The sequence below is a fragment of the Acinetobacter sp. YH12252 genome (assembly GCF_013417365.1).
Taxonomy (GTDB): Bacteria; Pseudomonadota; Gammaproteobacteria; order Pseudomonadales; family Moraxellaceae; genus Acinetobacter; species Acinetobacter towneri.
In genome coordinates this window covers 138,356-151,823 of the sequence record NZ_VPEA01000004.1, presented here as the reverse complement: position 1 = coordinate 151,823, position 13,468 = coordinate 138,356, and the positions used below count along the sequence as shown (strand labels likewise).

Annotated in this window: 12 protein-coding genes and 4 tRNA genes; 5 read left to right on the top strand and 11 right to left on the bottom strand. The window is 43.5% G+C overall.

Translation table 11 applies throughout. The annotated features are described in order from the left end of the window. Window positions 1-5 precede the first annotated feature (5 nt). Window positions 6-404 (top strand): Na+/H+ antiporter subunit G, encoded by a 399-nt coding sequence (locus FTV28_RS05840; protein WP_004975877.1) that lies wholly within the window; start codon window positions 6-8, stop codon window positions 402-404. Window positions 405-525: 121 nt separating this feature from the next. On the opposite strand, the gene FTV28_RS05835 is transcribed toward FTV28_RS05840, so the two are convergent. The 10 genes from FTV28_RS05835 to tpiA all read right to left on the bottom strand — a co-directional run bounded on the left by FTV28_RS05835 (window position 526) and on the right by tpiA (window position 7,797). Beyond that, the gene (locus FTV28_RS05835) at window positions 526-930 is read right to left on the bottom strand and encodes a ribosome-binding factor A (protein ID WP_004975876.1); all 405 of its coding nucleotides are present in this window, start codon (window positions 928-930) and stop codon (window positions 526-528) included. Next, window positions 930-3,656 carry a translation initiation factor IF-2 gene (infB, locus tag FTV28_RS05830; protein ID WP_004975874.1) on the bottom strand — a complete coding sequence of 909 codons (2,727 nt, stop codon included), beginning with the start codon at window positions 3,654-3,656 and terminating at the stop codon, window positions 930-932. Before infB ends, FTV28_RS05835 begins: the two co-directional genes overlap by 1 nt. 10 nt (window positions 3,657-3,666) lie before the next feature. Beyond that, window positions 3,667-5,151: a transcription termination factor NusA gene (gene nusA / locus FTV28_RS05825; RefSeq protein WP_154321110.1), complete on the bottom strand. Its 1,485-nt coding sequence runs from the start codon at window positions 5,149-5,151 to the stop codon at window positions 3,667-3,669. Window positions 5,152-5,186: 35 nt separating this feature from the next. Then, the gene (gene rimP, locus FTV28_RS05820) at window positions 5,187-5,711 is read right to left on the bottom strand and encodes a ribosome maturation factor RimP (RefSeq protein ID WP_004975871.1); all 525 of its coding nucleotides are present in this window, start codon (window positions 5,709-5,711) and stop codon (window positions 5,187-5,189) included. A 322-nt stretch (window positions 5,712-6,033) separates the two neighbouring features. Beyond that, window positions 6,034-6,110 (bottom strand) — tRNA-Met (locus FTV28_RS05815). Window positions 6,111-6,244: 134 nt separating this feature from the next. Beyond that, a tRNA-Met gene (locus FTV28_RS05810) sits at window positions 6,245-6,321 on the bottom strand. A 77-nt stretch (window positions 6,322-6,398) separates the two neighbouring features. Beyond that, window positions 6,399-6,475: transfer RNA gene (locus FTV28_RS05805), tRNA-Met, on the bottom strand. 49 nt (window positions 6,476-6,524) lie between these two features. Further along, a tRNA-Leu gene (locus tag FTV28_RS05800) sits at window positions 6,525-6,609 on the bottom strand. A 53-nt stretch (window positions 6,610-6,662) separates the two neighbouring features. Beyond that, window positions 6,663-6,992, bottom strand: coding sequence for a preprotein translocase subunit SecG (gene secG / locus FTV28_RS05795; RefSeq protein ID WP_004975868.1), 330 nt, complete (start codon window positions 6,990-6,992; stop codon window positions 6,663-6,665). A 13-nt stretch (window positions 6,993-7,005) separates the two neighbouring features. Beyond that, entirely contained in the window at window positions 7,006-7,797 is a 792-nt protein-coding gene (gene tpiA, locus FTV28_RS05790) for a triose-phosphate isomerase (protein WP_179989697.1), read from the bottom strand. A 277-nt stretch (window positions 7,798-8,074) separates the two neighbouring features. On the opposite strand from tpiA, the gene pilB reads away from it, so the two are divergent. The 4 genes from pilB to coaE are packed head-to-tail and all read left to right on the top strand — an operon-like array spanning window position 8,075 to window position 12,513. Beyond that, window positions 8,075-9,787: a type IV-A pilus assembly ATPase PilB gene (gene pilB, locus FTV28_RS05785; RefSeq protein ID WP_179989695.1), complete on the top strand. Its 1,713-nt coding sequence runs from the start codon at window positions 8,075-8,077 to the stop codon at window positions 9,785-9,787. A gap of 30 nt (window positions 9,788-9,817) precedes the next feature. Further along, window positions 9,818-11,044, top strand: coding sequence for a type II secretion system F family protein (locus FTV28_RS05780; protein ID WP_004975864.1), 1,227 nt, complete (start codon window positions 9,818-9,820; stop codon window positions 11,042-11,044). Next, complete coding sequence (locus FTV28_RS05775) at window positions 11,044-11,904, top strand: A24 family peptidase (RefSeq protein WP_004975862.1); 861 nt, start codon at window positions 11,044-11,046, stop codon at window positions 11,902-11,904. Before FTV28_RS05780 ends, FTV28_RS05775 begins: the two co-directional genes overlap by 1 nt. Window positions 11,905-11,913: 9 nt before the next feature. Then, on the top strand, window positions 11,914-12,513 hold the full coding sequence (coaE, locus tag FTV28_RS05770; protein ID WP_004975860.1) for a dephospho-CoA kinase: 600 nt from the start codon (window positions 11,914-11,916) through the stop codon (window positions 12,511-12,513). Window positions 12,514-12,518: 5 nt separating this feature from the next. On the opposite strand, the gene FTV28_RS05765 is transcribed toward coaE, so the two are convergent. After that, window positions 12,519-13,448 carry a DMT family transporter gene (locus FTV28_RS05765; protein ID WP_179989693.1) on the bottom strand — a complete coding sequence of 310 codons (930 nt, stop codon included), beginning with the start codon at window positions 13,446-13,448 and terminating at the stop codon, window positions 12,519-12,521. Between the last annotated feature and the right edge of the window lie 20 nt (window positions 13,449-13,468).

Here is a 13,468-nt window from a genome sequence, read left to right as displayed (position 1 = left end):
TGAACATGCAATTACTCATGGAAATTTTAGTGTCATTCTTTTTAATTATTGGCGCATTTTTCATGTTGGTGGGCGGCATTGGCATGGTTCGCCTACCCGACTTATTTATGCGACTGCATGCCCCTACAAAATCCAGCACTTTAGGACTAGGCAGTTTCTTAATTGCAGCCATTATTTATGCGGCATTTGAAGGACGATTTGGCTTTGCAGAAGTATTAATCACCCTATTTGCGTTTATTACCGCGCCTGTTTCTGCCAATTTAATGGCACAGGCAGCACTGCATTTACGTTTACGTTCGATGAGTGGCAATGTGCCTGAAACCTTAGACCGTCCATTACCGTGGCAACGCCAACGTCGTAATTTACGTCGTTATGAAAAAAAGTCCCATGATGATTTGGTCTAGAATATTAGTCAGGCATTAAAAAAAGCATCGTATCCGATATAACCTTGCTTACATTGCAAAAGCTCAAACATGATAGACAAAAAAATGCCACCCGAAGGTGGCATTTTTTATCATCACTGATTTATTCTTCATCTTGCTTAGGTGCTGCAGGAGGTAAATCTTTTACCGCTTCTGCAATCAAACCAAACATATAGTTACCATAGGCATTGGTTTTATCGTAGTGAAAACGCAAACGCGGGGTAATACGTGTCTTAATACGACGGCTTAACTCATGGCGCAAGAAGCCTGATGCTTTATTCAACACATCCAAGGTTTCTTTATTTGCCGTTTCGCTTTGCTCATCGCCTAATTCACGTCCCATGACGGTCACGTACACTTCCGCATATCCTAAGTCTGGGCTCACCTTCACTGCAGAGATGGTCACAAGACCACCTAAGCGTGGATCTTTCAGCTCTTGGCGAATCAGTTCTGACAGCTCACGCTGTACTGTATCCGCCATACGCTTCAGACGTTGACTACCCGCCATTAAAGACTCCGTTTAATCAATTGAACATCGTACACTTCAATCTTATCAAGTGGTTTGATGTCTTTATAGCCTTTTACTGCAAGACCACATTCCATACCTGCGCGAACTTCTTCCACCACGTCTTTATAACGACGAAGTGACTCAAGCTCACCTTGGAATACCACCACATCATCACGTAATACGCGAATTGGTTTGTTACGGTGAAGTACGCCTTCAAGTACCATACAACCTGCAGCTGCACCGAACTTACTTGAGTGGAACACTTCACGCACTTCTGCAACACCCAAAATAGTTTCACGGTGTTCAGGTGCAAGCTTACCGCTCATCGCATCTTTCACATCATCAATTAATTGATAGATGATGCTGTAGTAACGAATGTCAATACCATCGGCATCGGCTTTTTGACGCGCAGTATTGTCAGCACGTACGTTAAAGCCCAGTAATACAGCTTCTGAAGATTCTGCAAGCGTAACGTCAGACTCAGTGATCGCACCTACGCCTGAACCAATCACACGTACACGTACTTCATCGGTAGATAACTCGCCCAATGCAACAATCAAGGCTTCCAAAGTACCTCGTACATCGGTCTTCAATACCACATTGACAAATGGAACGTCTTTTTTGCCCATTGATGCCATGATGTTTTCAAGACGCATTGCGCTTTGACGCTCAAGACGTTTTTGACGCTCACGATCCATACGCGCATCGGCAACTTCACGTGCTTTCTTCTCGTCATTTACAACAAGAACTTCGTCACCTGCCATTGGCGCTTCAGGTAAACCTAAAATTTCAACTGGAATTGAAGGACCTGCAGATTTAATACGCTTACCGTTTTCATCAGTCATGGCACGTACGCGACCATAAGATGAACCTGCAAGTACCAAGTCACCTACATTCAAAGTACCGTTTTGTACCAGAATTGACGTCACTGCACCGCGACCTTTATCTACACGCGCTTCAATCACCACACCTTGCGCTGCACCTTCTTCAGATGCTTTCAATTCCATCATTTCTGCTTGAATTGAAATTAAGTCAAGAAGTTCATCAATACCTTGACCTGAATGCGCCGAAACCATTGCAACAGGTACGTCACCGCCCCATTGTTCAGGTACGATTTCTTTGGTGGTCAATTCATTCAATACGCGGTCTGGATCAGCCGATTCTTTGTCCATTTTGTTAATGGCAACAATAATTGGCGTACCCGCTGCACGCGCATGGTCAATGGCTTCTGCAGTTTGTGGCATCACACCATCATCTGCCGCAACGACCAATACCACGATATCTGTCGCTTTCGCACCACGTGAACGCATTGCAGTAAACGCTGCGTGTCCCGGTGTATCTAAGAAGGTGATAATGCCTTTATCGGTTTGTACGTGGTATGCACCAATGTGCTGGGTAATACCACCCGCTTCGCCTGCAGCCACTTTGGCACGACGAATACGGTCAAGTAATGATGTCTTACCATGGTCAACGTGACCCATGATGGTCACCACTGGTGGACGTGTCGTTTGAACACCACGTGCCTCTTCAGCAGCTTCAAGTAAGTTATCTTCAGCTTGCGTATCAGATACTAGAACTGGGTTGTGGCCCATTTCCTCAACTACAAGTGCTGCAACTTCTTGCTCAATCGCTTGGTTTTGCGTAACTAACTCACCCATTTTCATGAGTGATTTAATAACTTCGCGTACTTTAACTGCCATTTTTGCAGCCAAGTCCGCAACCACAATCGTTGCACCAATTTCAACATCATAAACTTGTTTTTTAACTGGTTTTTCAAAGCCGTGCTTGTTGGCTTGGCTCGTTTTCAAACCGCGTTTATGTGAGTTTTGGCTGAAAGACTGTTCTTCCTGACCACGACGACCACCTTTTTTCGGTGAACGTGTATTGGTGGTGCTGGTACCACGCTTGATTTCACGGTCTTCTTTGGCAAATGAATCTTCATAAGCCTGACCCACAAGACCAGCCGCCAATGGAGAATCATCTACCACACGAATGGTAGCGGTTGCATCTTCATTTGAGTATTTAGATGCCATCTGACGCATTTGCTCAAGCGTACGTTGCTGCGCTTCTTCAGCAGCTTTACGACGTGCTGCTTCTTCAGTCGCTTTCAACTGAGCTGCTTGCGCTTCACGCGCTTTCTTTTGCTCAGGTGTTTCAGTGACTTTCACTGCTTGCTTCACAATTGGCTTGTTGGTTGACTTACGTTTCACCACAACCGCAGCTTTTGCAACTTCTTGCTTGGCTGTTTCTTGCTTGGCTGCTGCACGCATTGCATCTAAAGCTTGTTTCGCTTTTGCGGCACCTGCTTGAGGCGCGTCTGCTTTCGCTTTGCTCTTTTCTGCCACGTCACGTGCTTGCTGTTCTGCTTGCGCTTTTTCAGCTGCTTCCGCCTGTGCTTTTGCCAGTGCTTCCGCTTTAATCTGTTCAGGATCAGGCTTTACAAATGTATGCTTCTTACGAACTTCTACATTAATCGTTTTCGCTTTGCCCGAAGTACTTGCCACTTTAGCGGTACTGGTGGTTTTACGTTTCAACGTGATTTGTCCTGCATTACCCTCTTGACCGTGAACCTTTTTTAAATGGTTCACTAGGGTACTTTGTTGTTCAGTGGAAATAATATCGTCAGCCTTACGCTGTGGTAAACCTGCGTCACGAACCTGTTCCAGGAGTTTCTCAACTGGACGACCTACACTGAGCGCTAACTCTTTAATCGACTTGTCCGTCATATATTACCTCCTAGTTAAACCATGATTCGCGCGCTTTCATAATCAATTGACCCGCTTTTTCTGTACCTAGACCTTCAATATCTTCGATATCGTCAGTCGCTTGGTCAGCTAAATCATCAACTGTAATGACACCACGAGCGGCAAGCGCATAAGCGATCTCTTGTGTCATGCCTTCCATTGCTAGAAGTTCTTCACTCGGATCTTGGATATTTTCTTGCTGTTGCAATGCTTCTGCCAAAGCCACTTCTTTGGCACGGCCTTGTAACATTTCAACAAGTTCTTCATCTAAATCAATTTCGTCAAATGTTTCCGCAGGAACATACGCAATTTCTTCTAATGAAGTGAAGCCCATTTCTACCAATGCCATCGCCAAATCTTCAGCAATGTCTAGACGTGAAACAAACAAGTCCAAGTATTGTTGCGCTTCATTTTGCTGACGTGCGTGATACTCTTCTTCAAGCATCATGTTCAGCTTGTAACCTGTGAGTTCAGAGGCTAAACGTACGTTTTGACCTTGTGAACCAATTGCACGTGCCAACTGATCGCTGGTTGCGAAAATAATGTCGGCAGTACGTTCTTCTTCATCAATCACAATACCCGATACATCGGCTGGCTCTAAAGCACTGGCGATATATTGTGCTGGATCATCAGACCACACCACAACATCAATACGCTCACCATTTAACTCTTGCTGTACCGCTTGGATACGTGTACCACGCATACCAATACATGCACCTACAGGGTCAATACGATGGTCGTTGGTTTTTACTGCAATTTTTGCACGTACACCTGGCTGACGCGCTGCTGCTTTAATTTCGATGATTTCTTCAGAAATTTCTGGAATTTCTTTTTTCATCAATGCAATCAGCATTTCAGGCTTGGCACGTGACAACAACAATTGTGCACCACGACCTTCACGGTTCACGCTGTACAAAATTGCATTCACACGCTGCTTAGGACGCAAAATTTCTTTGGCGATCATTTCTTCACGCGCCAAATATGCTTCTGCATTGTCGCCCAAATCAATAATAAAGCCATCTTTGGTTTGCTTTTTCACTTCACCGTAAATCAGCTCGCCTACTTTGGCTTCATAAGCATCTGCAACCAATGCGCGTTCTGCTTCACGAATTTTTTGCACAATCACTTGCTTGGCAATTTGCGCAGCAATACGACCGAAGTCAATTGACTCAACTTCAAGTTCGCGAATATCGCCAATTGACCACTTTGCAGGGTCTACATCAGAAATTGCATCTTGGCATGCAGGCATTTCATGATCTTCATCTGCCACCACTTCCCACTGACGGAAAGTGCTGTAGTCACCTGTTTTACGATCAATTTCCACACGTAAACGTGCTTCTTCTGAGTTTGTGCCTTCGTAGAATTTCTTTTTCGTCGCAGCAACAAGAGCCTGTTCAAGCGCCTCAAAAATTGCCTCACGACTTACACCTTTTTCGTTACTAACCGTTTCAACGACGGTAAGAATTTCACGTGCCATAAGTCACCTATTCGTTCAGATTCTTATTAATTTGATTAATCTTGGTAAATCAGGTTTGCTTTATCAATATTGTGACTGTCAATCTCCAATACCTGCTGTTTTTCCACTTCGACCTGAATGGTTTCATTTTCCAGATCTACAGCAACCAATTTCGCTTGAAATTTACGACGGTTTTCTACAGCACTGATTAAACGTAACGCAATGGTTTGCCCAATATATGCAGGCAATTGCTCTAATTGGAAAAATGGACGATCCCAACCCGGAGAGGATACTTCAAGTGCATATTCACCTGAAATTGGATCATGCACATCAAGCATTGCACCAACTTGCTGGGTTACACGTACACAATCTTGCACACCAATACCACGACCTTGCTCTAATTCGCCATCTTCATTTAAGACAGGTTCTGCATTTTCATCGACAGCTTTGTCGATATAAATACGTAACAAAGAACGCTTACCTTGTGGAATAAACTCGATTCCCCAAAGATCCACATCACATGCTTGCACTGCTGGCGCAATTAAGTCCTGAAGTGCTTGAGTTTTATTTGATAGCTTCATTTACTCTCGTCATTCTGCTGCGGTTCAATGGTCTTATTTGACCACTACACATTCATACAAACTATAGTAGTAGTGAAACATGACACTTTGACTTTAGGCCGCGCACGGCTTGTATCGACACTACACGATAGCCAATAAAAAAGGGCGTAATCGCCCCTATTCTTGCACAGTAAAACCAATATCCACTGTGCAAAAAGGCCCACCTAGTTGTGAGCCTCTTTAGAAACTTGGTTGCGGGGATTAGACTAAATCTAACCATCTTTGCTAGTTTATTATGCTGAATTCAATCAACTAAAACTAACGTACCACACCATTAGAAACTTGGTAGCGGGAGCTGGATTTGAACCAACGACCTTCGGGTTATGAGCCCGACGAGCTACCAGACTGCTCCATCCCGCATCAACGTGCAAAAATTATATACAAATATGAATAAGTTTTCAATCAAACTTAGCATTTTTGCCTGACTTAAGTTGCACCTTAGTCAGTATAAAGCGTAAAACTCATATTAGAGCATAATCACACTTTTAAAATATTGGTAGCGGGAGCTGGATTTGAACCAACGACCTTCGGGTTATGAGCCCGACGAGCTACCAGACTGCTCCATCCCGCAACAACATGTAAATACTTATCTCAACCTAAAATAATTTAAGTTGCCTACGCTTAATTCACGATAAGCTTAGGATTGATTGGTAGCGGGAGCTGGATTTGAACCAACGACCTTCGGGTTATGAGCCCGACGAGCTACCAGACTGCTCCATCCCGCATCAACAGATTTGCTGCTTAACACCAACTTATGTTTTCTGGATTATAAGTTGGTGCGGAAGGGGGGACTTGAACCCCCACGCCCGAAAGCACTACCACCTCAAGGTAGCGTGTCTACCAATTCCACCACCACCGCAGCTGTGACGCATTCTAGTCGCATCATGCGAAAAAAGAAAGTGCTAAATAAAATTATTCAGCGCTTTTAGGCGCAGTTGGTGAAGTTTCAGGCGATACTGGCTGTGCAGGTGCAGTCGTTTGTACAGTCTGCAAACTATATGCACCTGTGGTTTGTTTCTTGGCAAACACCGCTAAAGTTAAACTGGTTGCAAAAAACAATGCTGTTAAAATTGCCGTTAAACGGGTTAAAAAGTTACCTGAGCCTGACGCACCAAATACGGTTGCCGCACCACCGCCACCAAAAGAAGCGCCTGCATCTGCACCTTTACCATGCTGAACCAAAATTAGTCCAATCATTAAAATGGCTAAGATAATATGTACTACCAGCACAAATGTTTGCATGCTGAACTCCTCATTATTGTGTATTTGCAAAGGCTTGCGCAATTTGATGGAACGATGCCGCATTTAAGGATGCACCACCGACCAAAGCACCATTAATGTCTGGGCAGGCTGCTAACTCTACGGCATTTTCTGGTTTTACACTACCACCATATAAAATCGGTAGAGTCACCGCATAAGCGGTGATTTGGCTTAAACCTTCACGGATTTTTGCATGCATGGTTTGCGCATCTTCAGGTGATGCGGTCTTGCCTGTACCAATTGCCCAAATAGGTTCATACGCAATCACTATCTGTTGCCATTGCCCAGCGTCAACCACAGCAGCAATATCACAAATTTGTTGCAAAACAACTTGCTCTGCCTGACCGCTTTCACGTTGTTGCAGACTTTCACCCACACAATAAATAACTGTCAAACCTGCCTGCAAGGCATTTTTAACTTTTTCATTCAAAATGCTTGGTGTGTCTGCAAAAAGTTCACGACGTTCTGAATGCCCAACCAATACATAATCAATTTGACTGTCTTTTAGCAATTCTGCACTGACTTCGCCTGTATATGCACCCAAACCCGCAATACGGGAAAGGTCTTGTGCAACGGTATAGACAGGACGTACTGCTTCGCTCAATGCAGCTTGAATTTGAGTTAAAGCCAAAGTGACAGGTGCAATCCCCAAATGACACTTTTCAGCCTCTACAGGGCTGTCTTGTAATAATGTTTTAAATTCAGAAATAAGTTGCTGAGCATCGGCATGTATCGGATTCATCTTCCAATTGCCAACCACCCAAGGCTTAATCGTCGTAGCCGACATAGAATAACCTGCAAAAACAATTCATTTAATCGCGCACATTCTACACGCAAATCACATTTCTGCTGAGTTTTTTGTACAAGCTTTGCATCAAACTGCTGCATGAAGTATCTTTTCATGGCAGGACTTACAATTTTTTTAGCAGATTAATGTAACTGGTTCATGCTTTTAGGCGATACTTAGGTGGTGACAGCACTTTCAGATATGGTATTTTTGTGCAACAAAAGTATAATTTTAAGATACCAATTATAAACAATCTTGATTTTGAGGACGTTGGGGAATGTCAGTACAACAAGCTACACCTAGATTTACAGGTTTTATTCGACGCTTGGTCGAAGATGGGCTCGTTTCTGCTGAAAATATGCAAACCGCCATTAAAGCCGCACAAAAAGATAATGTTGATATTGTTCCCTATCTCATTCAAAACCTAAATATCGCGCCTTTAATCATTGCTGAAAAAATTTCTAATGAGTTTGGCGAACCTATTTTTGATTTAAGCGTGTATGACTCTGCGCTCATCGTGCGTGAAGGCATTGATGAAAAACTGTTCAGCAAATATTGCATATTGCCTATTTTTAAACGCAATCATCTGCTTTATGTTGCAACCAGTAACCCGACCAATATCGAAGCCATGGATGCCATTCGCTTCAACAGTAAAATGAATGTTGAAGCCATTATAGTTGAACATGACAAGCTGGCTAAGCTGATTGAACAGAACTTTACAAGTGAATCTGCTTTTGAATTTGAAGATGATGACTTTGATCTCAACTTTGAAGATGGCAACAGCGAACCAGAACAAGCCGCAGAAGATGAACCACAGGGTGATGAATCCCCAATTGTTAAATACATCAACAAATTACTGATTGATGCAATTCGCATGGGCGCTTCGGACTTACACTTTGAACCGTATGAAAAAACCTATCGAGTGCGTTATCGTGTCGATGGTGTATTACGTCAAATTGCCACCCCACCCTTACAGTTAGCTAACCGCTTGGCATCACGTTTAAAAGTGATGTCCCAAATGGACATTTCTGAAAAGCGTGTCCCGCAAGATGGTCGTATTAAATTAAAACTATCTAAAAATAAATCCATCGACTTCCGTGTGAACTCGTTGCCAACATTGTTCGGTGAAAAAATCGTACTGCGTATTCTTGACCCATCTAGCGCGATGCTTGGGATTGACGCTTTGGGCTATGAACCAGAACAAAAAGAATTGTTCATGGAAGCCTTAGAAAAACCGCAAGGCATGTTACTGATTACAGGTCCAACGGGTTCGGGTAAAACGGTATCGCTATATACAGGCTTAAATATCTTAAACAGAGAAGATACCAACATTTCCACTGCCGAAGACCCTGTGGAAATTAACTTAGAAGGCATCAACCAGGTTAACGTCAACAATAAAGTGGGCTTAACCTTCGCTGCCGCTCTGAAATCTTTCTTACGTCAAGACCCTGATATTGTCATGGTGGGTGAGATTCGTGACCTTGAAACTGCAGAAATTGCAATTAAAGCAGCCCAAACAGGTCACATGGTTTTATCTACCCTCCACACCAACAGTGCGCCAGAAACTTTAACGCGTTTACGCAATATGGGCGTTCCTTCCTTTAACATCGCAACTTCGGTAAACCTCGTCATTGCACAGCGTTTGGCACGACGCCTATGCCCGCATTGCAAAGCTCCTTCCGATATTCCAAAACAAAGCTTATTGGAAATGGGCTTTACTGAAGCCGATTTGAGCAATCCAGAATTTCAGGTCTATCAACCTGTAGGCTGTTCTGAATGCCGTGAAGGTTATAAAGGACGTGTTGGTGTTTATGAAGTGATGAAAGTCACACCAGAAATTTCTAGAATTATTATGGAGGATGGTAATGCCATCCAAATTGCTGATGCGTCAGCAAAATCGGGGTTTAACAATCTGCGTCGTTCGGGGTTACTTAAGGTCATGCAGGGGGTGACTTCATTGCAAGAAGTCAATCGTGTGACCAGTGAATAGTTGTAAAATTTAAAATAAGGATAAATACGCATGGCTGTCAAAAAAGCACAGATGATGCCCACCTTCGTTTATGAAGGGATTGACCGCAAAGGGGCTAAGTTAAAAGGGGAAATTCCAGCGCGTAATATGGCCTTGGCAAAGGTTACATTGCGTAAACAAGGGATTACCATCAAGACGATTCGCCAAAAGAAAAAGAATATTCTTGAAGGCTTAATGAAAAAACGGGTGTCGACCTTAGACATCACTATTTTCACGCGTCAGCTTGCCACTATGATGAAAGCAGGTGTGCCTTTGGTACAAAGCTTTGAGATTGTTGCCGAAGGTCTTGAAAACCCCGCCATGCGTGAAGTGGTTTTAGGCATTAAAGGTGAAGTGGAAGGCGGGAATACCTTTGCTGGCGCATTGCGTAAATATCCTCAATATTTTGACAACCTATTTTGTTCTTTGGTCGAATCTGGTGAACAATCGGGTGCCCTAGAAACCATGCTAGATCGTGTCGCGATCTATAAAGAAAAGAGTGAGTTACTCAAACAAAAAATTAAAAAAGCCATGAAATACCCTGCAACGGTCATTGTGGTGGCCGTGATTGTGACCATTATTTTGATGGTGAAAGTCGTACCTGTGTTTGAAGAGTTGTTTAGCTCTTTTGGTGCGGACTTGCCTGCCTTCACTAAAATGGTGGTGAACATGTCACAATGGATGCAGAAATACTGGTTTATTCTGATTATTGTGATTGGGGTCATCATTGCAGGTTTCTTGGAAACTAAAAAACGCAGTAAAAAATTCCGTGACTTCTTAGACAAAGCGGCACTGAAAGCGCCTATTTTTGGTGACTTGGTCTATAAAGCGATTATTGCACGTTATAGCCGTACTTTAGCCACTACTTTTGCTGCTGGTGTACCCTTAATTGATGCCTTGGAATCTACCGCTGGGGCAACCAATAATGTGGTCTATGAAGAAGCCGTGATGAAAATTCGTGATGATGTTGCGACAGGTCAACAGCTACAATTCGCCATGCGTGTCACCAATAAATTCCCGTCTATGGCAGTGCAAATGGTCGCCATTGGTGAAGAATCAGGTGCGCTAGATGCCATGCTAGATAAAGTCGCAACCCACTATGAAAACGAAGTCGACAACGCAGTAGATGGCTTAACCTCAATGATGGAGCCGTTGATTATGTCTGTCTTGGGTATTTTAGTGGGTGGTTTAGTTGTCGCCATGTACCTTCCAATCTTCCAAATGGGTTCTGTGGTTTAATGCAAGAATTAATCGCGTACTTTATCCAAAATCCAACTGCGCTCTATATCGCAGTTGGACTTTTTAGTTTATGTATTGGCAGTTTTTTGAATGTGGTGATTTACCGCACCCCAAAAATGATGGAACAGGAGTGGCGTAATGACTGCCAAATGTTATTACATCCTGAACAAGCCATTATTGATGAAAGTAAAATCACCCTGAGCAAACCTGCATCGACCTGCCCCAAATGTCACAACCCAATTCGTTGGTATCAAAATATTCCTGTGCTGAGTTGGTTGGTATTACGCGGTAAATGTAGCAACTGCCAAAACCTGATCAGCGTACGTTATCCAATGATTGAAGTATTAACCGCTGTTTGCGCCCTGATTGTGCTTGCGGTATTTGGCCCAACTGTACAAATGCTGTTTGGTTTGCTGCTCACTTATACCTTGATTGCACTCACCTTCATTGATTTTGATACACAACTCTTGCCAGACCGTTACACCCTGCCTTTGGCTGCACTGGGTTTGGCAGTCAACAGCTATGCCATCTATACCTCACCGACATCGGCAATTTGGGGTTATGTAATTGGCTTCCTATGTCTATGGGTGGTGTATTACCTGTTTAAAATCGTCACAGGCAAAGAAGGCATGGGCTATGGTGACTTCAAGCTCCTTGCCGCTTTAGGTGCATGGATGGGGCCGATGATGTTACCCCTGATTGTGCTGCTATCGTCCTTAGTTGGGGCTATTATTGGCATTATTCTGTTAAAAGTGCGTAAAGAAAACCAACCCTTTGCATTTGGTCCGTATATCGCCATTGCGGGCTGGATTGCCTTTTTATGGGGCGAGCAAATCATGAAAGTATATTTGGGACAATAAGGACAGCACATGCGTTTTGTTTTGGGTCTAACAGGAGGAATTGGCAGTGGCAAGTCTGCAGCCAGTGCGTGGTTCGAGACCCAAGGCATTGTTGTGGTCGATGCGGATGTTGTTGCACGTGAAGTGGTTGAAAAAGGACAGCCTACCTTAAAGCAAATTCAACAACACTTTGGCGATTGGGTTTTACTTGAAAATGGCGAACTAGATCGTCGCGCATTACGTGAACACATTTTCAAAGAACCAAGTGCACGACAAGCACTTGAAAAAATCACCCACCCTGCAATTCGTGAATCGATTATTCAACAATTAGATACTGCCGACAGTCCCTATGTGGTTTTGGTTTCACCACTCTTGTTTGAAACCAATCAACATCAATTGACCCGACATACATTATTGATTGATGCTACTGAAGCCCTACAAATTCACCGTGCTTCACAACGTGATGGTCAAACGGTTGAGCAAATTCATAAAATTATTCAAGCACAAATGCCACGTGCTGAAAAACAACGCCTAGCCGATGACATTGTGCTAAATGATGGGCATTTAGATCATTTGTATAGCAAACTTGAAGTATTGCATCAGCAGTATTTAAAGCGAGCGATGCAGTAAGCAAATTAATCTGACTGTTTTTTTTGCTGTTCAAGTTGGGCTTTTAAGCTGTCAGGTCGTGCCCACCAACGCCAAGGTTGCAAAGCGCCAATCCCCATACCCATCAAGCCACATAAAATTGCCAGACTCAACGGCTCGCCCAATAAAGGGACAGCAAGAATCGCAGCAATAAACGGCGCCAAGGTCACAATACTACCAGTTTTGAATGCCCCCAAACGCTTAATTGCCTCGACATAGCTAAGTGTTGCGATGATTACCACAAATACCCCATGAAAAACAGTTTGCAGCAATAAATGAATCGGTTCGGGTGCGGTGAGTTGTTTCGGGAAAAACAGTACGTAAATCGGGACATAGACGATTGCCGACCAAATTGCGACACCTGCCATAGCATGCCAAGCGGAGAGCTTCCATTGTCTTAATAAAACCGTAAACACACCCCACCAAATAGCGCTGATAAAAAACAGTCCATCCCCAAGTCCAAAGGCAACACCTGTTTCTTGATACATCAGCGCACTCATACCCGCAATGGCGGTCAGCATAATTACAATACTGATCCATGTATGGCGGTCAAAAGGCACTCGAAATAACATCCAAGCAGCAATGGCGGTACAAACAGGAATACAGCCATTCAAAAAAATGGCAGCATGCGCAGCAGGTACATAATGAAAAGCACTATACGCAGTCAGGCAATAGCTCACTCCACCAATCATTGCCAAAATAAAAGGCTCTTTTTTCCATAAAAATGCCGTATCTTTTTTCCAGATAAGAATCGGCATTAAAATACAAAAAGCCAAAGCAAAGCGTAAGGCGGTAATATCCCAAGCACTGATCTGCCATTGTGCATTCAGCCGAGCAGTTAGGGTAAAACCACCCCAAATGCACATGGTAACAAGCACCAAAGCATAACCTTGCTTTTGGGGAGATAGACGAATCACGGTGTTGAAAGCATCAATAA

Bases quoted from the DNA above. Each gene is read 5' to 3' on its own strand.
- nusA (WP_154321110.1), bottom strand. From the start codon at position 5,151: ATGGCACGTGAAATTCTTACCGTCGTTGAAACGGTTAGTAACGAAAAA.
- FTV28_RS05835 (WP_004975876.1), bottom strand. From the start codon at position 930: ATGGCGGGTAGTCAACGTCTGAAGCGTATGGCGGATACAGTACAGCGT.
- tpiA (WP_179989697.1), bottom strand. From the start codon at position 7,797: ATGTCGGCTACGACGATTAAGCCTTGGGTGGTTGGCAATTGGAAGATG.
- pilB (WP_179989695.1), top strand. From the start codon at position 8,075: ATGTCAGTACAACAAGCTACACCTAGATTTACAGGTTTTATTCGACGC.
- coaE (WP_004975860.1), top strand. From the start codon at position 11,914: ATGCGTTTTGTTTTGGGTCTAACAGGAGGAATTGGCAGTGGCAAGTCT.
- FTV28_RS05840 (WP_004975877.1), top strand. From the start codon at position 6: ATGCAATTACTCATGGAAATTTTAGTGTCATTCTTTTTAATTATTGGC.
- FTV28_RS05780 (WP_004975864.1), top strand. From the start codon at position 9,818: ATGGCTGTCAAAAAAGCACAGATGATGCCCACCTTCGTTTATGAAGGG.
- secG (WP_004975868.1), bottom strand. From the start codon at position 6,992: ATGCAAACATTTGTGCTGGTAGTACATATTATCTTAGCCATTTTAATG.
- infB (WP_004975874.1), bottom strand. From the start codon at position 3,656: ATGACGGACAAGTCGATTAAAGAGTTAGCGCTCAGTGTAGGTCGTCCA.
- FTV28_RS05775 (WP_004975862.1), top strand. From the start codon at position 11,044: ATGCAAGAATTAATCGCGTACTTTATCCAAAATCCAACTGCGCTCTAT.
- rimP (WP_004975871.1), bottom strand. From the start codon at position 5,711: ATGAAGCTATCAAATAAAACTCAAGCACTTCAGGACTTAATTGCGCCA.